This is a genomic window from Cycloclasticus zancles 78-ME, assembly GCF_000442595.1.
In the GTDB taxonomy this organism is placed as follows: Bacteria; Pseudomonadota; Gammaproteobacteria; order Methylococcales; family Cycloclasticaceae; genus Cycloclasticus; species Cycloclasticus pugetii.
Map to the genome: position 1 here is coordinate 2,568,632 of NC_021917.1, position 25,477 is coordinate 2,594,108.

General features: G+C 40.9%; 24 protein-coding genes. 10 read left to right on the top strand and 14 right to left on the bottom strand.

Features of this window, described 5'->3' with window-relative positions:
• Positions 1-1,875 (bottom strand): tRNA uridine-5-carboxymethylaminomethyl(34) synthesis enzyme MnmG, encoded by a 1,875-nt coding sequence (gene mnmG / locus CYCME_RS12340; protein ID WP_015007017.1) that lies wholly within the window; start codon positions 1,873-1,875, stop codon positions 1-3.
• Between the two features lie 136 nt (positions 1,876-2,011).
• On the opposite strand from mnmG, the gene CYCME_RS12345 reads away from it, so the two are divergent.
• A complete protein-coding gene (locus CYCME_RS12345) occupies positions 2,012-2,923 on the top strand; it encodes an AAA family ATPase (protein ID WP_015007018.1) in 912 nt (303 codons plus the stop codon).
• A gap of 8 nt (positions 2,924-2,931) precedes the next feature.
• The gene (locus CYCME_RS12350; protein WP_015007019.1) at positions 2,932-3,351 is read left to right on the top strand and encodes a GNAT family N-acetyltransferase; all 420 of its coding nucleotides are present in this window, start codon (positions 2,932-2,934) and stop codon (positions 3,349-3,351) included.
• On the opposite strand, the gene CYCME_RS12355 is transcribed toward CYCME_RS12350, so the two are convergent.
• The 3 genes from CYCME_RS12355 to CYCME_RS12365 form a co-directional block, all read right to left on the bottom strand.
• Entirely contained in the window at positions 3,348-3,944 is a 597-nt protein-coding gene (locus CYCME_RS12355) for a 2-hydroxychromene-2-carboxylate isomerase (RefSeq protein ID WP_015007020.1), read from the bottom strand. The genes CYCME_RS12350 and CYCME_RS12355 overlap by 4 nt on opposite strands.
• A 14-nt stretch (positions 3,945-3,958) precedes the next feature.
• Positions 3,959-4,273: a non-heme iron oxygenase ferredoxin subunit gene (locus CYCME_RS12360; RefSeq protein WP_015007021.1), complete on the bottom strand. Its 315-nt coding sequence runs from the start codon at positions 4,271-4,273 to the stop codon at positions 3,959-3,961.
• 95 nt (positions 4,274-4,368) lie between these two features.
• Positions 4,369-5,391 (bottom strand): 2Fe-2S iron-sulfur cluster-binding protein, encoded by a 1,023-nt coding sequence (locus tag CYCME_RS12365; RefSeq protein ID WP_015007022.1) that lies wholly within the window; start codon positions 5,389-5,391, stop codon positions 4,369-4,371.
• A gap of 101 nt (positions 5,392-5,492) precedes the next feature.
• Between CYCME_RS12365 and CYCME_RS12370 the strand changes: the two genes are divergently transcribed.
• Positions 5,493-6,179 (top strand): DUF2461 domain-containing protein, encoded by a 687-nt coding sequence (locus tag CYCME_RS12370; protein WP_015007023.1) that lies wholly within the window; start codon positions 5,493-5,495, stop codon positions 6,177-6,179.
• Between the two features lie 146 nt (positions 6,180-6,325).
• Here CYCME_RS12370 and trpB read toward each other — a convergent pair whose 3' ends face one another.
• Positions 6,326-7,504, bottom strand: coding sequence for a tryptophan synthase subunit beta (gene trpB, locus CYCME_RS12375; protein ID WP_020933211.1), 1,179 nt, complete (start codon positions 7,502-7,504; stop codon positions 6,326-6,328).
• A gap of 193 nt (positions 7,505-7,697) precedes the next feature.
• On the opposite strand from trpB, the gene CYCME_RS12380 reads away from it, so the two are divergent.
• Positions 7,698-8,105: a group II truncated hemoglobin gene (locus tag CYCME_RS12380; RefSeq protein ID WP_020933212.1), complete on the top strand. Its 408-nt coding sequence runs from the start codon at positions 7,698-7,700 to the stop codon at positions 8,103-8,105.
• Positions 8,106-8,202: 97 nt separating this feature from the next.
• Here the strand turns inward: CYCME_RS12380 and bphC are convergent, their stop codons facing one another.
• From bphC to CYCME_RS12405, 5 genes are all read right to left on the bottom strand, one after another.
• Positions 8,203-9,099 (bottom strand): biphenyl-2,3-diol 1,2-dioxygenase, encoded by an 897-nt coding sequence (gene bphC, locus CYCME_RS12385; RefSeq protein ID WP_015007026.1) that lies wholly within the window; start codon positions 9,097-9,099, stop codon positions 8,203-8,205.
• A 45-nt stretch (positions 9,100-9,144) separates the two neighbouring features.
• Complete coding sequence (locus CYCME_RS12390) at positions 9,145-9,678, bottom strand: 3-phenylpropionate/cinnamic acid dioxygenase subunit beta (RefSeq protein WP_020933213.1); 534 nt, start codon at positions 9,676-9,678, stop codon at positions 9,145-9,147.
• A gap of 1 nt (position 9,679) precedes the next feature.
• Positions 9,680-11,062 (bottom strand): SRPBCC family protein, encoded by a 1,383-nt coding sequence (locus tag CYCME_RS12395; protein WP_015007028.1) that lies wholly within the window; start codon positions 11,060-11,062, stop codon positions 9,680-9,682.
• Positions 11,063-11,083: 21 nt separating this feature from the next.
• Complete coding sequence (locus CYCME_RS12400) at positions 11,084-12,337, bottom strand: aromatic ring-hydroxylating dioxygenase subunit alpha (protein WP_016391027.1); 1,254 nt, start codon at positions 12,335-12,337, stop codon at positions 11,084-11,086.
• Positions 12,338-12,495: 158 nt separating this feature from the next.
• On the bottom strand, positions 12,496-13,473 hold the full coding sequence (locus tag CYCME_RS12405; RefSeq protein WP_020933214.1) for a PdxA family dehydrogenase: 978 nt from the start codon (positions 13,471-13,473) through the stop codon (positions 12,496-12,498).
• Positions 13,474-13,730: 257 nt separating this feature from the next.
• On the opposite strand from CYCME_RS12405, the gene CYCME_RS12410 reads away from it, so the two are divergent.
• The 6 genes from CYCME_RS12410 to CYCME_RS12435 all read left to right on the top strand — a co-directional run bounded on the left by CYCME_RS12410 (position 13,731) and on the right by CYCME_RS12435 (position 18,631).
• Positions 13,731-14,117: a hypothetical protein gene (locus CYCME_RS12410; protein WP_020162776.1), complete on the top strand. Its 387-nt coding sequence runs from the start codon at positions 13,731-13,733 to the stop codon at positions 14,115-14,117.
• A gap of 141 nt (positions 14,118-14,258) precedes the next feature.
• Positions 14,259-14,744: an aromatic-ring-hydroxylating dioxygenase subunit beta gene (locus CYCME_RS12415; RefSeq protein ID WP_015007032.1), complete on the top strand. Its 486-nt coding sequence runs from the start codon at positions 14,259-14,261 to the stop codon at positions 14,742-14,744.
• Between the two features lie 11 nt (positions 14,745-14,755).
• Positions 14,756-16,009, top strand: coding sequence for an aromatic ring-hydroxylating dioxygenase subunit alpha (locus tag CYCME_RS12420; RefSeq protein WP_020933215.1), 1,254 nt, complete (start codon positions 14,756-14,758; stop codon positions 16,007-16,009).
• Positions 16,010-16,142: 133 nt separating this feature from the next.
• The gene (locus CYCME_RS12425) at positions 16,143-16,859 is read left to right on the top strand and encodes a Crp/Fnr family transcriptional regulator (protein ID WP_041932975.1); all 717 of its coding nucleotides are present in this window, start codon (positions 16,143-16,145) and stop codon (positions 16,857-16,859) included.
• Positions 16,860-16,958: 99 nt separating this feature from the next.
• Positions 16,959-18,149: an aromatic ring-hydroxylating oxygenase subunit alpha gene (locus tag CYCME_RS12430; RefSeq protein ID WP_020933217.1), complete on the top strand. Its 1,191-nt coding sequence runs from the start codon at positions 16,959-16,961 to the stop codon at positions 18,147-18,149.
• A complete protein-coding gene (locus tag CYCME_RS12435; protein ID WP_015007036.1) occupies positions 18,146-18,631 on the top strand; it encodes an aromatic-ring-hydroxylating dioxygenase subunit beta in 486 nt (161 codons plus the stop codon). Before CYCME_RS12430 ends, CYCME_RS12435 begins: the two co-directional genes overlap by 4 nt.
• A 61-nt stretch (positions 18,632-18,692) precedes the next feature.
• Here the strand turns inward: CYCME_RS12435 and hcaB are convergent, their stop codons facing one another.
• From hcaB to CYCME_RS12455, 4 genes are all read right to left on the bottom strand, one after another.
• Positions 18,693-19,484 (bottom strand): 3-(cis-5,6-dihydroxycyclohexa-1,3-dien-1-yl)propanoate dehydrogenase, encoded by a 792-nt coding sequence (gene hcaB / locus CYCME_RS12440; RefSeq protein ID WP_020933218.1) that lies wholly within the window; start codon positions 19,482-19,484, stop codon positions 18,693-18,695.
• Positions 19,485-19,823: 339 nt separating this feature from the next.
• Complete coding sequence (locus CYCME_RS12445) at positions 19,824-21,851, bottom strand: PQQ-dependent dehydrogenase, methanol/ethanol family (RefSeq protein ID WP_041932976.1); 2,028 nt, start codon at positions 21,849-21,851, stop codon at positions 19,824-19,826.
• A 148-nt stretch (positions 21,852-21,999) separates the two neighbouring features.
• Complete coding sequence (locus CYCME_RS12450) at positions 22,000-23,430, bottom strand: outer membrane lipoprotein-sorting protein (RefSeq protein WP_020933220.1); 1,431 nt, start codon at positions 23,428-23,430, stop codon at positions 22,000-22,002.
• Positions 23,431-23,528: 98 nt separating this feature from the next.
• The gene (locus CYCME_RS12455; RefSeq protein ID WP_020933221.1) at positions 23,529-25,460 is read right to left on the bottom strand and encodes a hypothetical protein; all 1,932 of its coding nucleotides are present in this window, start codon (positions 25,458-25,460) and stop codon (positions 23,529-23,531) included.
• Between the last annotated feature and the right edge of the window lie 17 nt (positions 25,461-25,477).

Below are 25,477 nucleotides of genomic sequence, written 5' to 3' on the forward strand. Positions count from 1 at the left end.
TTACCCACTTTTCTTCTTCAAGTGCACCAACAACAACGAAATAGCTGCCGGCGTTACCCCTTGTATTCGACTCGCTTGACCCAATGTCTCTGGCCTGTGCCGATCGAGCTTTTCAACGACCTCAGACGATAACCCGGGAACCTGTCGATAGTCAGCCTCCGCTGATAAAATAAGCTCCTCATAACGTAACGTCCGCGCAATTTCTGTTTGCTGACGGTCTATATAACCTGCGTACTTGGCTTGTATTTCTACTTGGTTGCGAACTGAGTCATCAGCCACAGTGCTCTCGATATCCGGCAGATTAGCGATATTCTCATACTTTACCTCTGGTCTACGAAGCAAATCCAATAAGTTAGCCTCGCGTTGCAATGGCGTTTTCAAGAATTCGTTTGCATCTTTAGATGCCGCAGTGTTCGGCTGAACCCAAGTCGCCTTTAAACGCGCCTGCTCCAACTCAATTGCCTCTCTTTTAACATTAAATTTCTGCCACTGCGCCTCACTAACCAAGCCCATCTGATAACCTAATTCGGTTAGCCTTAAATCGGCATTATCCTCACGTAGCAACAGCCTGTATTCTGCTCGGCTAGTAAACATACGATAAGGCTCAAGCGTGCCATTGGTGACCAAATCATCAATCATCACGCCGATATAAGCCTCATCTCGACGAGGACACCAAGGTGCCAACCCTCTTGCTTGGCGCGCTGCGTTTAAACCAGCAATCAACCCTTGAGCTGCCGCTTCTTCATAACCCGTTGTACCATTAATTTGTCCCGCAAAAAACAAGCCTGGCATATGCTTTGTTTCAAGCGATGATTTAAGATCCCTTGGGTCAAAAAAATCATATTCAATCGCATACCCGGGGCGCACAATATGCGCATTCTCAAACCCTGCAATCGTTTTAATAAATGCCTCTTGAATATCAAATGGCAAACTAGTTGAAATACCATTAGGGTACACTTCTGTTGTAGTTAAACCTTCCGGCTCAACAAATATCTGGTGTGAATCTTTATCTGCAAAACGCATCACCTTATCTTCGATTGAAGGGCAATACCTTGGCCCAACACCCTCAATTACCCCTGTGTACATCGGTGACCGGTCCAGTCCTGAACGGATAATATCGTGACCTTTCTCATTCGTCCTGGTGATATAACAAGATATTTGTTTCGGGTGATCTTTTACCGACCCCATAAATGAAAAGACTGGCAATGGTGTATCACCCGGCTGCTCCTGCATAACACTAAAATCAATACTTCGGCCATCTATCCTTGGTGGCGTACCTGTTTTTAATCGATCAACATTAAAGGGCAAGGCGCGTAATCGTTTGGACAACGCATTTGATGGCGCATCACCAGCACGACCACCTTCATAATTCTCTAAACCAATATGAATTCTACCACCCAAAAATGTACCCGCCGTTAACACCACGGTTGCCGCTTTAAATTTTAGTCCCATTTGCGTTACAACGCCTTGCACACGGTCATTCTCAACAATAAGGTCCGACACCGTTTGCTGAAACAAGCTCAAGTTTTCTTGATTTTCTAGGGTCTCTCTAACGGCATTTTTATATAACAAACGGTCTGCTTGTGCCCGTGTTGCGCGTACCGCAGGGCCTTTACTTGAATTCAATGTGCGAAACTGAATCCCTGCTTTATCCGTTGCTTTTGCCATCACACCGCCAAGCGCATCCACTTCTTTAACCAAGTGCCCCTTACCGATGCCACCAATCGCTGGGTTACAACTCATCTGCCCCAGAGTCTCGATATTCTGTGTTAGCAACAATGTTTTTGCACCTGTACGTGCGGCTGCCAATGCTGCTTCTGTGCCGGCGTGACCACCGCCAATAACGATAACGTCAAATCTATTTGGATGTAACATAACTCTAACTATGTGGGTATAAGCTGTTGATTTTAACATCATTCAACTCATTTAGTGGTCTCGTTAAAAACACATAAAGATTCTATTTGCTAGAATAAACCTATACAACGTTAACCAGCACCCTTGCCAACGCCTTATGAACCAACTTATTCAAGCTTTTTTAGAGCAAACAAATTCAATCATTTTAGGTAAAGATAAAACAATTAAATTAGCGTTAGCCTGTATTTTGGCAAAAGGGCATCTGTTGATAGAAGATATTCCCGGCGTTGGCAAAACCACCCTGGCTCATAGCTTTGCCATCTTACTTGGATTAAATTTTCAACGTATTCAATTTACCAGCGATTTATTACCTGCCGATATTATTGGCTCAAGTATTTTTGACCGTGACAATAGTAATTTTGAATTTCACCCTGGGCCTATTTTTTCCAACTTTATTTTGGCCGATGAAATTAACCGTGCTACCCCAAAAACACAAAGCGCTCTGCTTGAGGCCATGGAAGAACGCCAGATCACTATTGAAAAAAAGACTTACCCAATGAGCAACCCTTTTATTGTAGTTGCCACTCAGAATCCTGGACATCAAATTGGCACCTTTGCTTTACCTGAGTCTCAGCTAGACCGGTTCTTAATGCGACTATCTATTGGATACCCGGACTCAGCATCCGAAAAACAGCTGCTCACTGGCACCAGCACTCGTTTAAAACTCGAGTCGTGTCAGCCTATTATTAGCGCTGACCAGCTGATTGCGCTTCAACAACAGGTCCAAACCGTCCATGTTGCCGAACCGTTGATCGCTTACGTTCAAGCCTTATTGGCCTTTTCTCGAACCTCTCCTTTGTTTAGCCAAGGCCTATCCCCAAGGGCCGGCATCGCGTTAATTCAAGCAGCAAAATCATGGGCGCTGATTGATAATCGCGATAACGTATACCCCGAAGATATTCAAGCCATTACACCATCAATCATCGAGCATCGGCTAGCACTTCAAGATAACAGCACCTCAAGCAAGGCCGCCTCTACAGCACTGCTCACAGAAGTAGCTATACCTTAATATTGAGCATGCTTATTAGAACAGGCTCTTGGTCTGATTTAGAACCCTATTGTCGGACTGTTCGGTTATCTGTATTTGTTGAAGAACAAGGGATTCCCCAGCAACTAGAACTAGATAAACAAGATAATCACTTTTTACATGTTGTTATTTTTAATGGCGACAATACACCTATCGCCACAGCTCGACTTGCTGATAATGGTCAGTTTGGAAGAATGGCCGTTCTAAAGAGTTACCGCACACAAGGACTGGGCAATCAATTACTAAAGCAGATCACTAAGCAAGCAAGACTTCAAGGACTCCAACAATTAACTTGCCACGCACAACAAAGCGCTGTTGGTTTTTATAAAAAAAATGGCTTCCATATTACAGGGAAGCCATTTCAAGAAGCTAGGTTCACACATATTAAAATGCTGAAGAGCTTAACTTAATTTTTCCGATCTTTAAGATACTCTTCCATAAACATGAAGCGATCATTACCCCACCAGGCTTGGTCATCTAACATCATAATAGGGGCACCAAAGACACCCTCTTTATGTGCCTCTACACAAGCTTTACGAAAACGAGTCTGCCCTTCATTTGACTGCACATAGGCAATAAACTCATCCGCATTCCAACCCAGTTGATCTGCTACTTGCGATAGCTCGGCCATGTCTGTTGGGTCACAACCATCTGCCCAGATCTTTGCATAAGCTGCATTGACATAGGCTTCTGCTTGATCTTTATCATTGGCATATAAAACACCAATATTCCAAGGCTCTATTTCAAGATTTTTAGGAAACGTAAACGGCACATCATAATGTGCTGCCCAGCGTTTAATGTCTTGCAACATCACTTTAATTTTGGCAGGCACCTCTCTATTTGAAGGCCCGTAATTACCCGCAGCAATTTTTGCTACTGGGATACTCATCGGCAAATACTTAACGGTTAAACCATACTTTCTCGCCAAATCGGGTAACTGAGTATGAGCCAAATAACTAAATGGGCTCATCATGTCAAAATAAAAGTCTATTGATTCTTGCATAATCTTAGCTAACCTTATTCAGCGGCTGGAATACAAATATTGCCATCTTCAACTGTAACAGGGTACGTTTTAATCGGTATCTGGCAAGGGAATGAAGTTGGATCACCTGTCTTAATGGAGAACGCGCCGCCATGGAATGGGCATTCAACTTCATCACCGTCTTGATAACCATCTGTCAGCATCGCCATTCCATGCGTACACAAATTGTCCGTAACATAGTATTCACCTTCAAATACATAGACGGCTAATGCTGGAAAACCTTCAGGCGTTACAGCAACAGGCGCTTCGTCTTTAACCTCATCTGTTTTACATAATACTATATTGCTCATAATTTTAGCTCTTTGTTAGTGTTATTAGTTTTTCTTACAATTTCTGGCTATCATACCGAATACCAGTAGAAATTCGCAGACCCTTTAATATTATTTTAATAAAAACGATCGTAATGAATTTGATCAAATGGCACTTTGTATTCAGTCATCAGCATACGTGTTAAAGCATCTGTCATAGGAGGAGGGCCACAGAAATAAAATTCGTGCTCTGGAAGTTTTTCTCCCAATGTTTTTCCTAACAACTCATGGATAAACCCAACATCACCATTCCACCCTGCTGCTTCGGCTGCTTCAACGTCTGATACGGCATTGAAATTCTTCACTCGGCCACGTAAATCATCATCTGCTTCAATAAGCTTAGGCGGACAAATATCACTTGGTGTACGACCTCCGTAGAACAAATAAATATTTCTATCACTTAGCTGAGGATCTCTGGCAGCTGCCTTAATGATCGACATCTCGGGTGACAAGCCTGAACCACCACCCACACAAACGATATCTCTTGGAATTTCTGGTTTCAAATATGCCAAACCATAAGGCCCGTCGATTACAATCTCCGCACCCACTTCATAATCTTCAAATAAAGTTGTGGTGGCACTACCGTCTGGCATTTTCTTAATAATAAAACGCCACTCACCTTCCTCATTTGGCAGGTTACACATTGAATAACCACGTGAGCCTGTAATGCCCGGGAAATCTAATAAGGCAAATTGCCCTGCTTTAAAATGAGCAGGATGCTCCGTTTTAAAGCAAAACTCTGCCATATCTTCTGTTAGTTTATTTATTTCAAATAAAACGGCCTTACCCTTAATTGGCTTATGTAACGGCATCGCTTCGGGGTTTAAGCGAACCTTAATCTCAAGGTCTTCAGTTGGAATACATTGACAGCTCAATTTGCGACCTTTTTTAATATCACGAGGTGACAGGCCCGGCGCATCTTCCCAAATATTCTCCACTTCACCGTTTAACACTTCAACTTTACAGGCACCACAACCACCTGAATTACATTCGTAAGGCATGCCTACACCTGCGCGTAGTGCTGCACGCAAAATAGTATCTCCTTCCTCACAAGCAAACTCCAGTTCCTGTCCGCTGATTTTTACGTTATAACTTGTCATGCCTCTCCTCTTAATTCAAACATTGTTAACCTATAAAGAATATTATATTCACACTAAACAAACAAGCCGTGTTTTAAATCAACTTTAGATCGACTAATCCAATGAATACTTCCTTTTTCAACCATCAAACACTTTCTTTCCTTCAACAATTATCAAATAACAATAATCGCCCTTGGTTTAATGAAAGAAAATCGCTTTATGAACAAAGTGTCCGTGAACCGTCTTTAGCTTTTATTGAGGCCATGGAGCCTAGTATAAAATCACTCTCTCCTAATTTTACTGCAGTGGCCAAAAAAACAGGTGGCTCATTAATGCGCATTTATCGAGATGCGCGTTTCAGTAACGATAAAACACCGTATAAAACAAATATAGGCATCCAGTTTAGACATACTGCTGGCAAGGATGTCCACGCCCCTGGGTTCTATCTACATATCTCACCTGACACTTGCTTTGTTGGTGCCGGTATTTGGCGGCCCAACAGTAAAGCGTTAAGCAATATTAGAGAGATGATTAGTGACAGCCCTAATGCTTGGAAAAACATTACACGCCACAATACTTTCAAACGATATTATACATTGTCAGGTGACTCATTAAAAACCTACCCGCGAGGTTACGCAAAAGATCACCCTATGATTAATGATTTAAAACGTAAGGACTTTATTGCTATCCACCCTTTAACTCATGAAGAAATTTTAAGCCCTAATGTAACTAAAACAATCCATCACCGCTTTAAAGTCGCCAGCGATTTGATGGACTACCTGTGCAATGCGCTGGAACTGCCCTACTAAATTTAACCTGCCCAGTCTTTTTTGTTGCTAAGGTCGTGCCAATTATCTTCTTTTCAATAACCCATCAAAGACTCTAAGTTGATTAACTAGTTTAAGCTCGTCGAGGCCTTAACAATTGCGCTGCTTTTCTCCAGACAACGGGCCGCCTACAACCCTAACTTATCTGCTATAAAGTAAGCATCCTTATCACCACGACCAGATAGATTGACTAAAATCGTCTCATTTGAGCTCATTTTTTTTGCTATTTTCATCGCGTACGCCACAGCATGTGCGCTTTCTAGTGCTGGGATAATGCCCTCTACCCTTGATAAGGTCATAAAGGCATCAATACACTCTTCATCATCTATAGCAACATATTTCGCTCGACCCAAATCTTTTAACAAACAGTGCTGAGGTCCAACCCCTGGATAATCCAACCCTGATGCAATCGAATAGACAGGTAGCGGCTCACCTGATTGATCTTGTAAGTTGTAGCACTCAAATCCATGCAAAGCTCCTTTAACCCCTTTACTCATGGTTGCCGCATGCTCACCTGTTTCTAAGCCTCTCCCTGCTGGCTCCACCCCAACAATATCAACCAATTCGTCGTCCAAAAAAGCTGTAAATAGTCCTATTGCATTTGAACCACCACCAACACATGCAGTAATAACATCAGGCAAACGCCCCTGCTCCTCAAGAAACTGCGCGCGCGCTTCTTTACCTATAATGCTTTGGAAGTCTCTTACCATCATGGGGAAAGGGTGCGGCCCAACAACCGAGCCAATCGCATAAATAAAATTAACTGGGTCTTTTAAGTATTCTTCAAACGCACTATCTACAGCGTCCTTCAATGTTCTCGTCCCACGACTGACCGGTACTAAAGTACAACCCAATATTTTCATCTTCGTCACATTAGGGCGTTCTTTTTCAATATCCACCTCACCCATGTGAATTTCGCAATCGATACCCACTAAGGCACAAGCCGTTGCTAACGCCACCCCATGCTGACCCGCTCCTGTTTCAGCGATCACCTTAGTTTTACCCATGTGTCGTGCTAATAATGCCTCGCCAAGGCAATGATTTATCTTATGCGCACCCGTATGGTTTAGATCCTCTCTTTTTAGAAAAATTTTAGCACCACCTAACTTTTCCGTTAATCGTTTCGCATAAAAAATAGGACTTGGACGTCCCACATAATGGGTGTACAAATCATTTAACTCATCTTTAAAAGACGGTGTCTTTGAAATTTCTTGGTAAGCTCTGTTAATGTCATTCATGATGGCAACAAGATCAGGCGGTATAACCTGTCCACCGTACTCACCAAAGTAACCCTTCTCGTCCGGCATGGGAATTGTATTATGCTTCAAGCGCTGTTCCTTTTATTAAGGTTGATATCTAAGCTACTTTAGTATTAATCACCTTACTTGACAATACGCTCAGCGGACTTGAAAAATTACTGTAATTTGATTTGGATCATGGTTGATATTTCTGCATCATGCGACAGTAAACATTTACGCTAAAATTAATGCAGGATAGACCATGAGCGAAGCAAACCAAGCAAGCGAACAACAAACAACAATGTATGACTGGATTGGCGGCGAAGAAGGCGTCCGTAAGCTAGTTAATCGGTTTTACGACATTATGGAGTCGGACGAAGAGGCAAAAACTATTCGAGCCATGCATAAAGATGACTTAACCAATATTCGAGATGGTTTATTTGAGTACCTTTCTGGTTGGTTAGGTGGCCCACCGCTATATGTTGCGAAACATGGCAGCCCCTGCATTACTAAACAACATAAGCCCTTTAAGATTGATCAGCAAGCATCCAATGCTTGGATGCACTGCATGCAACAAGCCATGAAAGATGTTGATATTGATGAAAAATATCGTGACATGTTAACACCTGCTTTTCAGCGCATTTGCGATACCCTAATGAATCATCATTAACACTCAATCATCTTGCTCTAGCTAATCATGTCATTGATTGCTATCTGCACAATAAAAAGGGCGCCAAAGGCGCCCTTTTTTTGATACTAAATATTACTTAAATATCAACATTCATTCCATAACCGGTAGCTTCTGGCTTGTGACCAAAAATATCACCAGTGTAATGCTCTTGCTCTCTCACTGCTTCACGTGCGCCATGGCCTAATTCTAACAACCATCCAGATGGTGTAGCAAAGTAGAACGTATAGGCTTGGTCATTCGAATGCTTTCCAAGCTGCATCGCCACATCAATACCTTCTCTACGCGCTGTATCGTGGGCTATGCCCAAATCATCCAGCTCTGTGTACTCTAACATTAAATGATTGATTCTTTTTTCCATCGGGCCAAGTCCAAATGCCAATGAGTGCTGACGATCGTTACAGTGCATAAAAACAGGTTTTGCAATCATGCCATTAGGCAACTTAATTTTATATTCAACAGATCCTTCAAGGCCTAACATTGAATAAAACGCATATGTGGCATCATCATCTAGTGAACGAATAATGAAATGCCCAATACCTTGGTTACCAGTTAGAAACTTGCCATACATTGGTCGACCCGGGTGAAAAGGCTTCATTACATCCATTTGAGGGCTGTAAAAAATTTCTGTCGGGTTGCCTGATGGGTCCTCTAATTTAAGCAGGCCTAAAACGAAACGCTCTTCACATTCTTCTTCAGACGCTACACGAAAATCAACGCCATTAGCTGTTAAGTGTTGCTGCATCGCTTTGAATTCTTCAAAGCCTTTTACTCTCCAACCTGCATATGCCAAATCGTCTTCATCTGATTGATGAACTGTAAAGCGGTGATGCTGACCATCCATTCTTAGGTAAAAGCGATCATCGCGATCACCTTCTTCAATTTCCAAACCAACACATTTCGTTGCGTACTCACGCCATGCGTCCATATCTGTGACGTTAAACCCCATATAGCCTAACTCTATTACTTTTACCATTTGTTAAATCCTCTTATTTTAGTTTTAAAACTTACCGCTTATCGATCAGAAGAATATATATAAATTTTTATCTTCCGTTACTCTAGCATCTAGAGACACCTTACGCCGTGCTAACTGAAAGCCATTACCCACTTTTCGTATTAAATCTTGACGGCAGCCTACATGCTCGGAGTGTTCTAACTGTCCTCTATGACGATACACGACAAAATTACTGCGCACAACAAACTCATCGTCTTTATCAGTATGAAACGCCTCAATATTGGTAATAAGATAACGAACCGTTGAGCGTGGATCTTCCATCCACACCGCCCCTGTCAGCAACCGCGCCACTCGATCCTTTACTTCATCATAATCGTCATTATATATTGCCATGTCATATGGCGTAGGTTCAGGGCGCTTATCTTTAGAGTAACGGCGCTCTGTCACTGGCATCCAGTAATGCAAATCTTTGGCAACAAAGGTCTCAATCCATGTATTAAACTCTCCATTTTGAAGCAACGTCGCTTCTTGATAATAATGTTGAGATAACTCGTAATGTAGCTCTGAAGATACACGTTCTTTCGCTTCAGTATTATGCATCTTATTCGCCCTCTGCCTCTGCCGCCTTAGCCGCTATTCGGTCTTTCCAATAATTTTTATTTGGGAAACAATCAGCCCAATGCTCATCGTTTGCACGTATATCATCCCAGCTATCAGCCGACATCATTTCTTGATAAAAGCGATAAAACCCTCGATACGATGTTTCTCCAATAAAACTTGAACCCACAATACCCGGGTAATCTGGGTGCTCACCTTCATACCCTTGCCCCATCGTTGAGTTCATCGTACCCTCACGCGTATAATTGCCTCTATTAACGTGCGTTGATTGCACCATATTATCACCGTCATCACTTTCCAATGTACCCGCCGTACCGAAACTTCTAACTGCTTGTTTAACAACTTCTCTTTTGCCTTCGTCACTCATATCTTTGTGCACAATGACCCAAGACCATACTTCAATTTCATGTGGCCCACGTGGGTGCCATACCTTAAAGATATTGGTTCCATATAAAAAAGAACAATTTGGGAAGGTTGAGCAGTTCCAATGGCCATTAAATAACTTTGCTCTTGGCTCTCCAAGGTTCTCTGCCACCTTGGGTATGGTCTCTTCCATATATTTAGCATACTCATCTCTTTTCGCATGAATAGCGATGGCTGCATTATCAATAACACCAAAACCATGCCCATGGCGCGTTGTGACTTGAATCCCTAACTCATCAAATGGCATCTCAGCTTGGTTTCCAGCTAGTCCACCCAACTCTCCACCCAATACATGTAGAGCAGATGCATGTGTCCACCCAACATGGTAGCCATCACCCACAAAGTTTTCAGTTGGTACTTTCCAGTTACATTTGAGAATAGATTTCATCGGCGGACCAACCAATTCAGCCCCTTCGCCAGCACCTACCATCCATGTATCTAAGTACCAACCCCAGTCGCCTAAAAAGTCTTCTAAGCTAGGTGCTGTTTCATCAAAACAGCCAAAAACAAAACCTCGATAGCTCTCAACTCTGATGGTTTTTAAGCTTAACGACTCTCTATCCAACTCATCGTGGTAGCATTTTTCTCTTAATGGCACATCCACCAACTTTCCATCGGTCGAAAACACCCAGCCATGATAGTTACATACAAATGACTTGGTATTACCACTGTCTGCCGAACAAATGCTATTACCTCTATGCGTACATGAGTTAACAAATGCCTTTAATGAACCATCAGTATGGCGAGTAACGATCACTGAATCTTCAGCCATTTTGGTGGTAATAAAGTCACCCTTCTTTTCCAGCATACATTCATGCGTTAGGAACAACCAACTCCGCCCAAAAATATTTTTTATTTCCCGATCATAAACCTCTTGATCCCAAAAAACTTCTTTTGACTGTGTCGATGCCTTCGTATCAACCAGTTTATTAATATCTACCATTTCATACCCCCTTACTTAAATTTAGTCTCTAGCCATTACTGCTCGATAACCTTTCCAAAACCCTCGCACAGCATTTTCATCCATGCCCATTGGGCTGGTGTAATCTTCAACATCATTACCACCCATTTCAATAAATGAACGCAATTCTCCATCACGGTGGACGCCGTTTTGAACCAATTCGACAGCCTCGCCATCTTCCATTGATATTAAACCAGCAGGCCCAACTAGATTGATATTACGCAACCGATGCTCATCCATAGCCGCATCATCATCCTCATAACCAAAAAATGTCCAAACTAGTTCTGTTTCATTTGTACTTTTAGGCAGCACTTGACGAGCTGCTAATGTATTTTGAATTTGCTGCAGGACGACACTTGGAAAAAGCGACTGAATACTTAAGGCAACATTATCATCCCGCTCAGGAATAAAGTTTAAAACCCGTGTGTCCTGTAACTGATGTGGGCCTTGCATTTCTCTATTCGCCTCGTCCGCATAATCTTTATAATCAAGATCCTCTTTAGGCGGCGCTGAAACATTAAAATAGTTATGACAACCCACTTTATCGGTTATCCCTTCACTAATTTGCCCCTGACGATAAATACCAAATGTTGGGTAAAATAAATGCAATAAGGCACCATGGTAGCTGTCTCGACTGTTTTCAGCATAGGCCTTCCAATTGCCTTTCATAAACTGGCGAGTATGCCCAATTAACTTAAGCGGCTTATGCATAATACGCCTAATGTTTTCACACATTTTTTCGCCAAGAAACTCTTCTAAATCAGGTGTTTCTGGGTCAAAGGTTGCAAAAATCATTTGTGCTACCGTCTGAACACGTAATGTTTCTAGACCATGATTTTTCATATCAAAGTCTTTTGCATAACCGCCTTGCCCTTTCATACCCCGCCTAAAAGGTACACCTTTTAAATCACCTTTGGCATCATATGCCCACTGATGATAAACACAGGTAAAAGCACCATCATCAGAATGCCCATGGCGTTCACGACAAATAACCGCACCTTTATGCGCACAACGATTAACCCACGCATTAAGACTACCGTCTTCGCCTCTCGTCAACACGATGGGTGTATCGCCCACAAAAGTTGTTTTGTAATCGCCTGGTTGAGGCACCTCAACATCTAGACCTATATATGACCAAACCTTTCCACGGTATAAATTTTCTTGTTCCAACTTAAAGACATCTTCATCTAAATAAGTTGCGAAAGGGGAATGATTACCATTAACATCGATTTTATTGATTATTTCTTGCGCATTCATATAACTGTTCTCCTATTATTAAGTCAAGAAGCCCTCCCATTGAATATACCCTTCAATTTAGGAGTAGCCTTAAGATTAGTTGCTTTAAAATACCTATCTATCGAGCATGTCTACATAAGACAATAGACAGAGCATACTGTTCCAGCAACCCTACAACTTTATTCGCTAAAAAAGCCGTTACCTGCAGCTAAATTACCCGTCAACTTAATCGCTTCTAGCATCATTGTATGGTCTGCCTTACCTGTTCCAACGAGGTCATAAGCCGTACCATGTGCCACAGACATATGAAGGTATGGAGGCCCCATGATCAAGGCGCAATTACCTGAAAACCCCCATGTTTTAATTGCAATGTGCCCTTGGTCATGAAACATTGCCAACACAACATCATATTTATCTTCTATACATTGTCTGAAAACGGAGTCTGGTGGCATCGGCCCTTCGACGTTGATACCCAATGCTTTTGCTTGCTCAACACCTGGTCTAATTTCATTGTCTTCTTCTGCACCACTCGCATGCGGATTAAGTCCTGCCACAACTATTCGCGGATCACTAATACCCCACTCTATTAGCGAGTCATTGAGTTTTTCAATAGCACCCGCCACAAGGTCTTTACTAATCAGTTCACATACATCACGCAAAGGAATATGGTCCGTTAAATGCATCACTCTTAAGGGGCCGCTAATTAGAAATAAATAACTATGTCCTGGCTCAATTTCAATAATCTTATCAAGCACATTGGCCATTTTCATTGATACTGAGCTAATTGGCGCCATAACCGTTGCATCTACTGCTCCAGACAACGCTAGCTGATCCATTTCTTCAAGCCAATCAGCGCTAATTTGACCACAAGACACGTTATCTTGCCCCTTGGTGTAACTTCCCATGTCAAATTTCCCTGAATCCAAAATATCTATAACAGCAGGATCATTTGTCTTCTCATCAACCGATTGAATCATATTAATCGTTAATGACAATTGATTCTCATCAACAACATCTTGCATCACGCCTGCACTACCCACTAAAACAGGTTCACAGTATTGATGAATTTCACCGCTGGCCCATGCCTTAGCAACGACCTCTGGTCCTATACCCGCTGGATCGCCTATCATTGTTGCTACAATTGGCTTTTTGTTCATTATTTAGGCTCTCCTAGTTAAAACATTAACGCTAATAATTATTTTTATAAAAAATTTAGTAAATATTAGCATAACATTATTTTTTAAAAAACATATGTTGTTATTGATCTACATCAATTCCATTTCAACCCCATTATAAATTATGCAATAAAAACAGAATAATAAGTTGCCATTCTCCTAACTCCTGCGCTAACCTCTGTAGCAACATTACTATAAAAATACAGATAATCAATATAGAAAAACCTTAGGAGAATTTTATGTCTACACCCGTTCCTTTTGAGTCCCTATTAGATATTGAAGGCATTGTTGGCGCTGTGCGCTGGCGTGAAACTGTTGCAGGGAAAGGCGCCGTCACTCCTCCTTTTTTAACAGAGTATATCGGCAACATTACCGAGGATCGCGCTGAACGACTTATGGCTCACGCTGAAGCAGCTGGCCTTGCCATTATGGGCATTAGCCAACTTAGTCACCTACGCGCATCACACGACCCTTCCGTTGTTTACCCATTAGATTCTTATTATGTACATAGCATGCGAGGGTCAGTTGTCTGCACCATTAATCGTGTAGCTGCATTAATTGATAATGATGTTAACGTCGATATCCAAAAACTTATTGCTAAAATGAATTTAATAGATAACTCCTAAAAACTCATTAACTATTATCATGCCAAAAAGCCTCTTTAGTTGATAAAGAGGCTTTTTTTGATCATAGTCATTTTCTTATAAAAAGACCCCCGTATACTCAACGGTTAAATTTATCCAAAAAAAACAAAAAGAGGAGGCCATATGCCAAACAATGCTATAACCCTTGAACTAAAAAGCGAAATAGAAGACCTACTTAACAGCTATGTTCAATGCATCGATGATGATGATTTAGAAAACTGGCCAAATTTTTTTACTGACCAGTGCTTATATCAAATCATTCCAAGAGAAAACCATGAAATAGGCTTACCAACTGCTGTGATGTGGTGTGATAGCCGCGGCATGCTAGAGGACCGCATTACCGCGTTACGTCATGCTAATGTCTATCAAGTTCAATGGTATCGCCATATTATTAGCAACCCTGTTATTACAACTGATGACGGCGAAACATTTCACGTACAGTCAAATTATGCAGTATTCAAAACCTGTAATGACGGAGAAAGTACTGTTTATAACGTTGGCCGTTATGTTGATGAGATTGTCCGCGATAAAGGCGTTCTTAAATTTAAAAAACGAAGCGCTATTTACGACACTCATCGAATCACTACCCTATTGGTCATCCCTGTTTAAGGAGAAAAAAAATGAATGCAATAACACCTCCACATTTAAAATGGTCTGCTGACGAAAGCCACACTTCAGTACCGTATTCCGTTTTTAATGATCAGGAAGTCTACGATCTGGAGCAAGCCAGAATCTACAATGGCCCAACGTGGAATTTTTTAGCCGCTGATGCAGAACTGCCAGAAAAAGGTAGCTTCAAATCAACCTATATTGGTGATACCCCTGTTGTCGTTACCCGTGGTCAAGATGATGAAATCTATGCTTGGGTTAACCGTTGTGCTCACCGTGGCGCTGAGATTTGTCGAGAGCGTCACGGTAAGTCTGAAGATGGTGCTTACACATGTGTATATCACCAATGGGCTTATGATGCGAAGGGTGACCTTCATGGGGTCCCCTTCCAGCGTGGACTCGCTGGCAAAGGTGGCATGCCAAAAGACTTTGATAAGAAAAAGCACGGTCTACGTAAGGTCCGTGTGGTTAATTACCATGGTGCGATTTTTGGTACCTTTAGTGATGATACGCCGGATATTGAAGAATATATGGGCGATGATGTTAGCTACCATATGCGTCGACTGCTAAATAAGCCGATAGAAATACTCGGTACAACTCGGCAATATATTAAAGGGAATTGGAAGTTCTACTCAGAAAACACCAAAGACCCTTATCATGCAAGTTTATTGCATCTCTTCCATGCAACCTTTGGGCTATATAGATCTTCACAAAAAGGTGAGTCCATCGCCAACAACGACTATCACTCGGTCCTATGGGCAAGTGGTGGCACGGAAGATGAAACTGCTCTTGATGACATGAAGAAAGATAAGCTTAGAACGCTTCAAACTGGCGAATACGAGCTTAAAGATGCCTCTATATTAGCTGGCAAACAAGAATTCGAAGATGGCGTGACGTTAGTTATCTTGTCACTTTTTCCTTCATTAGTTGTACAGCAAATTCAAAATACCCTCGCTTTTCGGCAGATCTTACCGAAAGGTAAGGATGAATTTGAGTTAGTTTGGACTTACTTTGGTTATAAAGACGACACCGAAGAGCTTAGAAATATTCGTTTAAAGCAATTTAACCTTATTGGACCTGCTGGACTTATCTCAATGGAAGATGGCGAGTCAACAGAATTGTGCCAAAATGCCATTATCAGGGATGGTGAGTTTACAAACGTTATCCGTATGGCTGGTGATGAAGCGAAGGGAGACGACCACCTTGTTACTGAAGGTTTGATCCGGGGCTTATGGAAAGGTTACCGAGAAATAATGGACTTCTAAACCCTACTCTCGCAGTAAAACAAAAGCCTCTAGTGCCTTGCATTAGGGGCTTTTTTTCATCGCTTTAAAAAGTTTTGAATCTATCTAATTATAGTTTACAGTAGGGCTTATAATAAAAACGGCGTTGCCTGCTATGCAAAAAAACAAAGCCGCTTCCAACTGTGTCGAATGTGTGCTCGCAAAACAATGCGTCCCTTCTGGAATGCCGGCCAACAAGCTATTTCGCTTTGAAAATATAGTCCAAACTAATATCCCATACAAAATGGGCGAGGCATTATTTCAACAGCACACTGAAACAAGCTTTTTATATGTTGTTAAGACAGGTTCATTTAAAACAAAAATGATTTCACCTCATGGCACCGAACATGTACACAACTTTTTTCTGCCCGGTGAAGTCATCGGTCTGGACAGTGTAGGGCTTGGAATGACACTAAACAGTGCTGATGCCCTTGCAGCCAGTTTAGCTTGTAAAATAGACTACCCCTCGCTGCGTATGTTGCGTAAGGAGTTTCCAACCTTGTCTGACTTCTCAGTGAAGCTGTATAGCACCGCATTAGCTTCTATGAGTCGCGTGCAAAATATCATATCCCTACAGTCCGCCTCGTCTCGATTAGCAGCCTTTTTGATTTTATATCATAGTCGTATTTCATCTTCTAATTTACAGTCATCCTCATTTCAACTACCGATGACTCGCCAAGATATTGCCAGCCACCTTGGACTGGCTGTTGAGACAGTCAGCCGGTCTTTTTCCAAACTCATTGATACCGGCTGCATTAATAAGGATGGACGCAAAATTCAAATTTTAGAACTTAAAAAATTGGAGCAACTTGCAAACTCATCTGCCCGCTAAGAGGCCTTAGTGACATATATCAAATTCAAAGACAAAAACAATAGGTCACTTTTAAAAAACTATATATATTCTTTTTACGATTAACCAATAGGAGAGAACATGTCGCAAATACCTAATAACAGTGCCACACTAGAATGGCCGGCTAAATATAATGAAGTACCTAAAGAGGTTTTCGAACGGGCTGATTTATGGCCAAAAGAACTTGAAAATATCTTTTATGGTGCCGAATGGCACCCAATCGTTCATCAAAGTGAAATCCCAAATATCGGCGATTATAAGGCTGCTGATTTGGGTGAAATCCCTGTTTTCGCTGTGCGCGGTGAAGACAATAAGATTCGTATCTTTCAAAACGCCTGTACTCATCGAGGCACAACCCTTGTTACCGAAAGTTTAGGCAACAAAACAGAATTTGAATGCCCTTACCATCGTTGGCTATTCAGCCCTGAAGGTGAGTTAGTCGGTTGCCCAAATAGCCGTGAATTTACACCCGATTTTGACAAGAAAAACTTTAGTTTACCCACCTTCCGAACAGAAGAATTCTGTGGCTTATATTTTATTACTATGAGCGAGACAGTTGCTCCTCTTAAGGAATATCTCGGTGAAAACTTCTACGAACCTCTTAGTCGAATCCTTGGTGGTGACGGGCGTTTAAAGTTCATTGGCTATCAAAAAGTTCATTATGACTGTAACTGGAAAGCATACTGCGATAACGATGGTTATCACGCTCCACTCCTTCACCTAGCTTTTAAAATGCTTAACTGGCAAGGTGGCAAAGGTGTTCAAAATGTATCTGAAAATGGTCATTTATCCTTTGAATCTGAACTTAAAATCCCTGATGACATTACGGCCTTAAAAGACGCCTCTATATTAGATTTTAAAGGCACCGAAACCAGTACAGGCTCCATTGTACAAATGCAATTCCCTCTTACTGTTTATTCCAAACATATGGATATGCTAAATATTCGTTATGCTTTTCCTAAAGGCCCTAAAGGCATTGAAGTCCATTACGCATATTTCACTCATGAAGATGATGACGATGAAATGATTGCGCATAGAATTCGCCAATCTAGTAACTTGCTTGGCCCTAGTGGTTTAATCAGCATGGAAGATGCCTCTGTTTTTTCCCGCATTGATAAGGGTAATAAAACACCTGGCATGGCAATATTCCAGAAAGGTGTTAAAGACGAATACCAACTTGAACTTCAGGTTGGGCAAAATGATGAATCTGGAAACCTACCACGTTGGGAACACTATAGAAAATTAATGGGCTTTAAGAGGGCAGAAGCATGAGCGAGATTGAACCTAACGTAATTTTTAGTATTGAGAACTTAAATAGAGACTATATTTGTGCGCTCGACAATTTAGATATGGAAAAATGGTTAGCCTGTTTTAATAAACAAGGCAGCTATACTTTGATTTCAAATGAAAATGAATCTAAGGGTTTTCCTATTGCCTTTATGCTCGATGATAAATATGAACGTCTGCAAGACAGAGTCACACAGGTCACGGTCATTCAAAATGATTCAACTGAACATTATCAAATGAGACACATGACTCAGCTGACTTCTATTAAAGATTTAGGCAATAATCGTTACCAAGCTAACTATAATTTTTCTATTTTCTACACCCAAAATCTTGTTGAGAAAAGTGAACTTTTATGTGTTGGCCGATATGAAGATATCGTATTAGTTGAAAATGGCGCCAGCTTTATTCAACGTAAAGCCGTTGTTGATACTAACGTATTACCTCGTTATGTTCCTTACCCTATCTAAAATATAACGAGCACAAAAAAAGCCTCAATATTTTAAATATTGAGGCTTTTTTTTCTGCTTTTTACTCTGGTCGTTTCCCAACACCAACACCGCCATCAGAATTAATGACCGTTGCGGTAATATATTTAGATTGCTCTGATGCTAATAATAAATAAGCCCCTACATGATCCTCGGGTTCAGCTATGAAACCCATCGGCGTCATATCAGCAATGATTTTATCAATGCCCGGTACTTCGTTTAGCTTATTCTCTGCCTGACCTGCTGCATTACTACCACCTAAGTTTGTTACCGTACCACCTGGCGCAACACCATTAACTCTAATATCTGGTGCCACTTCATAGGCAAGTTGCTTTATCATGCCAATAACAGCATGTTTAGAGGCAACATAGATTGGTCCGCCACCACCGGTATAATAGCTTGATGTGGATGCTGTAAAGATCATATTACCTTTTGTTTTTCTAAGCTCAGGTAACGCCGCTTTTGCACCTAATAAATATCCCTTAACGTTAACCGAAAAAATTTCATCGGCAATTTCTTCAACCTTATCTTCAGGTTGTGCTTCTAGGGGTACCATATAATCCCAAATGCCTGCATTACCAACAAATACATCCAATTTTCCGAAAGTAGAAACTGCTTTTTCAACTGCTACTTTGTTTGACGCTAATGACCGGACATCTCCGACTATACCCACAACAGAACCAGCGTATGTTTTTTCTAGTGCATCAATACCTTCCTGTGATCGATCCATCACACATAATTTTGCACCTTCTTCAACAAATCGTTCAACTATTGCCAAACCTATGCCTGAGGCTCCCCCTGTAATCAATACTACTTTATTATCTAACCATCCCATTGCTTATACCTTTTTATTAAAATTAAAGAAATTCATATTATCATCGAGTACAACACGACTACCGTTCGTCATTAAGCACTCAAGCTCTCGATCGCCTTTTTTAATTTTACCTAAATAACTTTATACCTAACAGTAAAATGCTTTTATCTACAAAATCGAGAAGGAATCAAATTGTGAGGTTAAACCCACTCCAACCTTAACGATACTTATTTATAGTCGACCGACTACTTCTATCTTACTAGCAATATATCAACACATACACCTAAGATCTTAACCAACAATTGTTTTTTACTGTGCGGCCTAACTCTTAGATCCTACTGAGTTCATGCAATATTCACATTAATTAATAACATATTCGTGTATTGCCTCAATTTCTTCCTTTGATAGCTTATTGCCCCAGGCTGGCATAGAACCCTTGCCATTAATCACTGAATTAATAAACCTTGCCTTATCATTCTTCGGAAATGTACGAAGGTCAAATGTCGTTCCCGACGTTTTCATTTCCACACCATGACAATGAGAGCAGGCTTGCTCGTATAGCTCAGCGCCTTTTTTAACCGTGCTTGACCATGACTTTAGCTTTTTACTTACTGCCTGTGCATCAGGGGCTTTGGGTGGCTGAATCGTTTCAGCATGGACTGTACTCGTATCCCCACCATTTCCTAATTCAAAGACCCAAACAGATCCACCTGGGTTAATGTTTTTTAGGTTTATATCATTTGATAAGCTGTTGTAAACACCACCAATACCACTGGCAATAGCAATATATTGCTTACCTTCTAATTGATAAGTAATTGGCGGTGCGATAATCCCAGACCCTGTACGGAACTCCCACAGTTTTTCTCCAGTCTGTGCATTTAATGCATATAATTCTCCAGTTTGTGCACCCGAAAAAACAAGGTTACCTTCCGTGACTAAGGTCCCACCATTCATAGGAGTGGCTGTTGGGAATTGCCATTTTGCTTTACCCGTTAATGGATCAATCGCCCTTAAATACCCCTTGGGCCCTTCTGGAAAAGCCCATTCAAACCGTGCTCCAATATAAAAAACACCTTTTTTATAGGGCTGCTCAACGGGGGTATATTTCCAGCCGATATTAAAGGTATTAGCATATGCTAACCCTGTTGTTGGGCTATAAGACATCGGCGCTAAGTTTTTACCACCAAAGGCCGAGGGCCATATTTCGGTTGTTTCTCCCGTCTTAATCATGTTTTTAACGCGCTCAGATATGATTGGTCGCCCTGTCTCCATATCAATTCCATCAGCCCATGTCACTTTATCAACAAACTTATTCGCCCTTAATAACTTACCATTGCTACGGTCAAGCACATAAAAGAACCCATTCCTATTGGCTTGTATCAAGACCTTCCGTTGTTTTCCATCAACCTCTATCTCGGTAAGTATTGGGTCATTAACAGCGTCATAATCAAAGCCATCATTTGGGGTAAATTGATAATGCCAGATCAACTCACCCGTTTTAGGTCTAATAGCCAACATACTTTGCGTATATAAATTATCTTTTGCTCCTTCTCTCATATTCCAAGGCGACTTATTACCCACTCCCCAATACACAAGGTCTAGTTCTTTATCATACGAGCCTATCAACCATGTCGGCCCTCCACCATGCTCCCACTCATCACCTTGCCAACTCTCACTCCCCTTTTCTCCCGGCTTGGGTATAGTATGGAAGCGCCATAAATGTTCACCTGTTTTTGGATCCCAGCCATCTAAAAACCCCCTAGCACCAAATTCTCCTCCTGCCACGCCAGTAATCACTACGTTATTGGCAACAAGCGGGGCACTGGTCATTGAATAACCAAACTCAATCTCTGCTGTTCGTTTTTCCCAAATGGTTTTTCCATTTTTTGGATTAAGGGCTAGCAACCTATTATCCGGCGTGGCGCGATACAACACATCGTTATACCAAGTTGCCCCTCTGTTCGTAACACCACAGCAAGTTAGTGTTTCTGCAGGGTATTGAATGATGCTTTTCCATATTTGACGACCAGATCTTGCATCGACTGCATATGTCGCGTTGTGGCTTGTAATATACATAACCCCATTAATAACTAGCGGTTGTGTTTGCTGCCCTCTATTATCACCAAGGGATAACACCCAAGATGGTTTCAATTGATGCACATTGCCATCATTAATTTGTGTTAGAGGTGAATAACGCTGTAAATTTTGTTCAAGACCATAATAGTGAACACCGACATCTTCTGGTACTTCACTTATTTGTCTGTTTATTTGTTCAATAGGGCTTTTTGGTACTAATTCTTCTTTATTGGTCTTTTTATTTTGTTCATCGCAAGCACTTAAGATCAATAACATAAAACAGAACAGTAAATTTTTAATTATTGTATTCATTCCTCTCCCTTTTTTTGTAAATATACTATTTAATTCGTATCTTATCGCCTAGTTATATTTCATGTCTTAATGACATAAGGCATAAAAAAAGCAGTGAAACTTTCGTTCCACTGCTTTGATTATTAATGCTTAATATTAAGTGATTCTATTACTGATAATCTCTTAATTGGTCTACATCAAACATTGACTCATCTACAACCACATCTAGGTCTTCCCATGTTGCAGTCATATTCATAGTCGTTACACGATGAGTAACATTATTTCTAATTATAATACCGCCCCAGTTGCCTTCTCCTGTAGAAGGTTTCCAGTCACGTTTTTCATCATAACTTTTGAATATATTGCCACGTGGATCCCATGTGATGTGTCGACGTGTGTTGTAAAACTCTTTATCAATCCACGCATGACGCTTAGAGTATTGATATTTACCTGACTTATCAATAATTTCAAGTTTCCATGTTGGACGAAGTTCAACTTCCATGTATTCAATGCCACATTTATCTTCTGTTAGAACCATTGAATCGTATACATGTACAGTCGAAACTGGAGTTAATACAAATTCTTCACCTATAAGGTTATAGTCAAATTTCTTAATATCAGTTTTTACCCAATATGAACGCCAATCATCCCAAGATAATTCTAGACCTGATGCTAATGGATCTTCTGAATCTGAACCTGTTAACAAACGAGTTCTACGTAAGGTAGGAATGAATACTTTAAAGTCATCTTCTTTACTGCCTGAAGCATAACGTTGGCGTACACCTGCTAAACCACGTACATCATTTGGTTCAAAGAAAAATATAGCACCACCTTCAACCATTTCTTCTTTACCTGGAATGTCTCCTAAAGGCTCGATTTCTGTTCTGTTATGAAAATGCCACCACCAAAGATCTGCCTTATATTCTCTATCAGGCTCACCTTCAGCCGTACATGAATATAAATAAACAGGACTAAACTCCAGTGTTTCAATACCCACAGAATTTGCAACTAAATTCCAGTTTAGTTCTAAACCATTTTTAGGATTAATAAATGGGATTGCTGAAGCACCTGGGCCAGACAATAAAGCATAAGACCCATCGTCATAAACCATTTGACCATCTTCATCAAATTTAATGTTTATGTTTTGTTCTTTAAGTGCTTTAGTATTTTGTAAATATCCATTATGCATATAATAGGTATTTGTTGGCACGATTTTCATTTTCTTAATGCCGCCCCATGATCCGCCAATAGCATCATAAAGCTCTTTAGTTAAGTATTTAGCTAGCCAAGGGTAATCAGCCTTATTTTCGCCTGTAATTACTAGTCCTGGCTTTAAATCTTCTGGAAATGTTTCTTTATCCATTAGGTCATATGCATCATAACCACGTAAGTCTTTCCATTCTTTTGCTAGTTTAATTGCTTTAGGGTCTGAGATTAATTCAACCCATTTATTATAATCAGCATTATTTTGTTCTGATGCAAAAGCTTTCCAAGCTTCTAATGCACGATTGGTTTCTGCCATTGCAGGTGCAGTTGACATGCCAAGCCCAAGCGCTATGCCGGCAGCTGCCAGTTTTATTTGTAATCTTTTATTTTTCATTTATATCTCCATTACCCTTATTTCTTAATTTAATTCACTTACATTATTAATAACTACCTACCACTTTTCAATAAGTGATAGGTAGTTATTCTAATTACTTAGAACTGGTACGTTAAAGATACTTCAACATAATCTGAATTATTAAAAGTACCAATTGGTGCGCTTTCTTTGTTGCCAGAGAAATGAGCGATTTCTACACGTGGACGCCATGAATCGCCAAAGTAGTTAAAATCAATACGTTGACGGTAGTAATCCCCTGAACCTTGAAAATCACGTATATATAAACCATCTAGTACTAAACGTTGGTTATCTAATGGTGCATTCCAAGCAAATGTTACAAAGTTTTGATGATCTTGTATTTCAGTAAAGGCATAGGGTGATTGTTGCAATAGGCCTTGATCTGAATTATGAGTGTAGATATCAAATAATTGTAAGCTAGTGAAGATAGATTTAGCTTGTGATTCCCAACCCGGTACCCATAATGGGAAATCGAAGCCGATCATGGTTGAAGTAATATCTTCTTTCACAATATTACGGCTAGCTTCTACAGCTAGTACACCTGAACCAGTTACTTCACCCGCAAAACTACCATCAAATGGTCCGAATGTTGCGCCTGGATTAACTCTAGAACGATTAAATGGACGATCAAACTCATGTGACATTTCTAAACGTACAGTTGGTGCAGAGCTTTTGCGTCCAATTCTGATAAAGTCACTTAAATCACGTGCGAAAGTAAAACCTAACATTAACTGGCGATAGTCATAATCTAACTCAACCTCACCGTTAATTGAACAAGCCGCACCGGCTATACCGCTAAAAGGATCCGCACACCCAAATGCTGCCAATGGGCTTACTACAGTAGGTGCTGCTCCAGTTTTAACAGTATTGTCTGCAGATCTTAACCAATCAAGATATCCACCTTGTCCATGTACAATTGCTTCAGTTGTTGCTGCGTCAAAAGTAGGAAGTGTAATTGCTCCTGCTGCATTTGGATTATTTGTGCCATCGCCAATAATTAATGTAGACCCTAACAGTTTTGAAACAGGTAAGTCTTGTTGTCCGTAAAACGCATTAATGGTTGCTGAGCCACCCAGTGCTCCGAACTTTAAGCGCATAGACCATTCTGCATCCGTTAAGCTGAGACGATTTGGTTTATTGTCATATAAATTAAAACCTAGTCCAACTAAGCCTGGTCCATTTTCTGTTGTGTCATTCACATCAGCCCAATCTAAACCAAAAATACCGCCCGATGTCTCATCGCCTGGTGTTGGGTTGTTAATGATAAAGTTAGATGTTTGAACTTCTGGTACAAAGTTAATTTCCAAAGATGGGTTTTTCATACCAATGGCTTTAAACGGCCCGTCTATACCAAGCTTTCTGAAGTTAAAATCAGCTGACACCATTAAAGCTGGTAAGCGAAGCTCATCAGAGTCTGTAAATGCAAAACGTTGACGCAAGTCTTGAGCATGCAATACATCCATTAATCGTAAACCATCTGATTGACCCCAGCCACGTTGGAAACGACCTGCTTTTACTGAAAAACGGCCTTTTCTGTCTCGGTACTTAACGGATAATTCACGAACAATATCTTCCCAATCTTTTAATACTTCTAATTCATCGTCCATCTCAGCACAATATGCGTTGCCTGAGCAATTACTTGAGTTTAGATTGAAGTTAGCATTTTGCGTAAAAGCGCCAGTACCTGGCACGATTGCACCATTGACTTGATCGGGTAAACCACCATTTGGTGAGTCATAGCTGGTGAACTGTGAAGACAAATCACCACGTAGCCAGAAATTCCCAATGAAACTCCACTGTCTATTCGGGCGGTACGTTGTTTTAGATTCTATAATCCAGTTTGCTGGCCCTGCTTTATTGCCTTGATCTGGTAGATCGTATAGTACAGACGCTCCCAACTTAATTCGACCACTTTGGGTTAGGCCTTTAATGCCTGTATCTATCGCCATAGCAGGTGCCACCATGGAGACACCCAGTATAGCCGCTAGACTTATTTTTGTTATTTTCTTCATCTTTTCCCCTTTATTAT

Coding starts and splice junctions, on each gene's coding strand:
- CYCME_RS12405 (WP_020933214.1), bottom strand. CDS start 13,473: ATGAACAAAAAGCCAATTGTAGCAACAATGATAGGCGATCCAGCGGGT.
- CYCME_RS12390 (WP_020933213.1), bottom strand. CDS start 9,678: ATGCATAATACTGAAGCGAAAGAACGTGTATCTTCAGAGCTACATTAC.
- CYCME_RS12410 (WP_020162776.1), top strand. CDS start 13,731: ATGTCTACACCCGTTCCTTTTGAGTCCCTATTAGATATTGAAGGCATT.
- CYCME_RS12365 (WP_015007022.1), bottom strand. CDS start 5,391: ATGACAAGTTATAACGTAAAAATCAGCGGACAGGAACTGGAGTTTGCT.
- CYCME_RS12415 (WP_015007032.1), top strand. CDS start 14,259: ATGCCAAACAATGCTATAACCCTTGAACTAAAAAGCGAAATAGAAGAC.
- CYCME_RS12370 (WP_015007023.1), top strand. CDS start 5,493: ATGAATACTTCCTTTTTCAACCATCAAACACTTTCTTTCCTTCAACAA.
- CYCME_RS12430 (WP_020933217.1), top strand. CDS start 16,959: ATGTCGCAAATACCTAATAACAGTGCCACACTAGAATGGCCGGCTAAA.
- CYCME_RS12350 (WP_015007019.1), top strand. CDS start 2,932: ATGCTTATTAGAACAGGCTCTTGGTCTGATTTAGAACCCTATTGTCGG.
- bphC (WP_015007026.1), bottom strand. CDS start 9,099: ATGGTAAAAGTAATAGAGTTAGGCTATATGGGGTTTAACGTCACAGAT.
- mnmG (WP_015007017.1), bottom strand. CDS start 1,875: ATGTTACATCCAAATAGATTTGACGTTATCGTTATTGGCGGTGGTCAC.
- hcaB (WP_020933218.1), bottom strand. CDS start 19,484: ATGGGATGGTTAGATAATAAAGTAGTATTGATTACAGGGGGAGCCTCA.
- CYCME_RS12380 (WP_020933212.1), top strand. CDS start 7,698: ATGAGCGAAGCAAACCAAGCAAGCGAACAACAAACAACAATGTATGAC.
- CYCME_RS12355 (WP_015007020.1), bottom strand. CDS start 3,944: ATGCAAGAATCAATAGACTTTTATTTTGACATGATGAGCCCATTTAGT.
- CYCME_RS12360 (WP_015007021.1), bottom strand. CDS start 4,273: ATGAGCAATATAGTATTATGTAAAACAGATGAGGTTAAAGACGAAGCG.
- CYCME_RS12400 (WP_016391027.1), bottom strand. CDS start 12,337: ATGAATGCGCAAGAAATAATCAATAAAATCGATGTTAATGGTAATCAT.
- trpB (WP_020933211.1), bottom strand. CDS start 7,504: ATGCCGGACGAGAAGGGTTACTTTGGTGAGTACGGTGGACAGGTTATA.
- CYCME_RS12455 (WP_020933221.1), bottom strand. CDS start 25,460: ATGAAGAAAATAACAAAAATAAGTCTAGCGGCTATACTGGGTGTCTCC.
- CYCME_RS12445 (WP_041932976.1), bottom strand. CDS start 21,851: ATGAATACAATAATTAAAAATTTACTGTTCTGTTTTATGTTATTGATC.
- CYCME_RS12395 (WP_015007028.1), bottom strand. CDS start 11,062: ATGGTAGATATTAATAAACTGGTTGATACGAAGGCATCGACACAGTCA.
- CYCME_RS12420 (WP_020933215.1), top strand. CDS start 14,756: ATGAATGCAATAACACCTCCACATTTAAAATGGTCTGCTGACGAAAGC.
- CYCME_RS12345 (WP_015007018.1), top strand. CDS start 2,012: ATGAACCAACTTATTCAAGCTTTTTTAGAGCAAACAAATTCAATCATT.
- CYCME_RS12435 (WP_015007036.1), top strand. CDS start 18,146: ATGAGCGAGATTGAACCTAACGTAATTTTTAGTATTGAGAACTTAAAT.
- CYCME_RS12450 (WP_020933220.1), bottom strand. CDS start 23,430: ATGAAAAATAAAAGATTACAAATAAAACTGGCAGCTGCCGGCATAGCG.
- CYCME_RS12425 (WP_041932975.1), top strand. CDS start 16,143: ATGCAAAAAAACAAAGCCGCTTCCAACTGTGTCGAATGTGTGCTCGCA.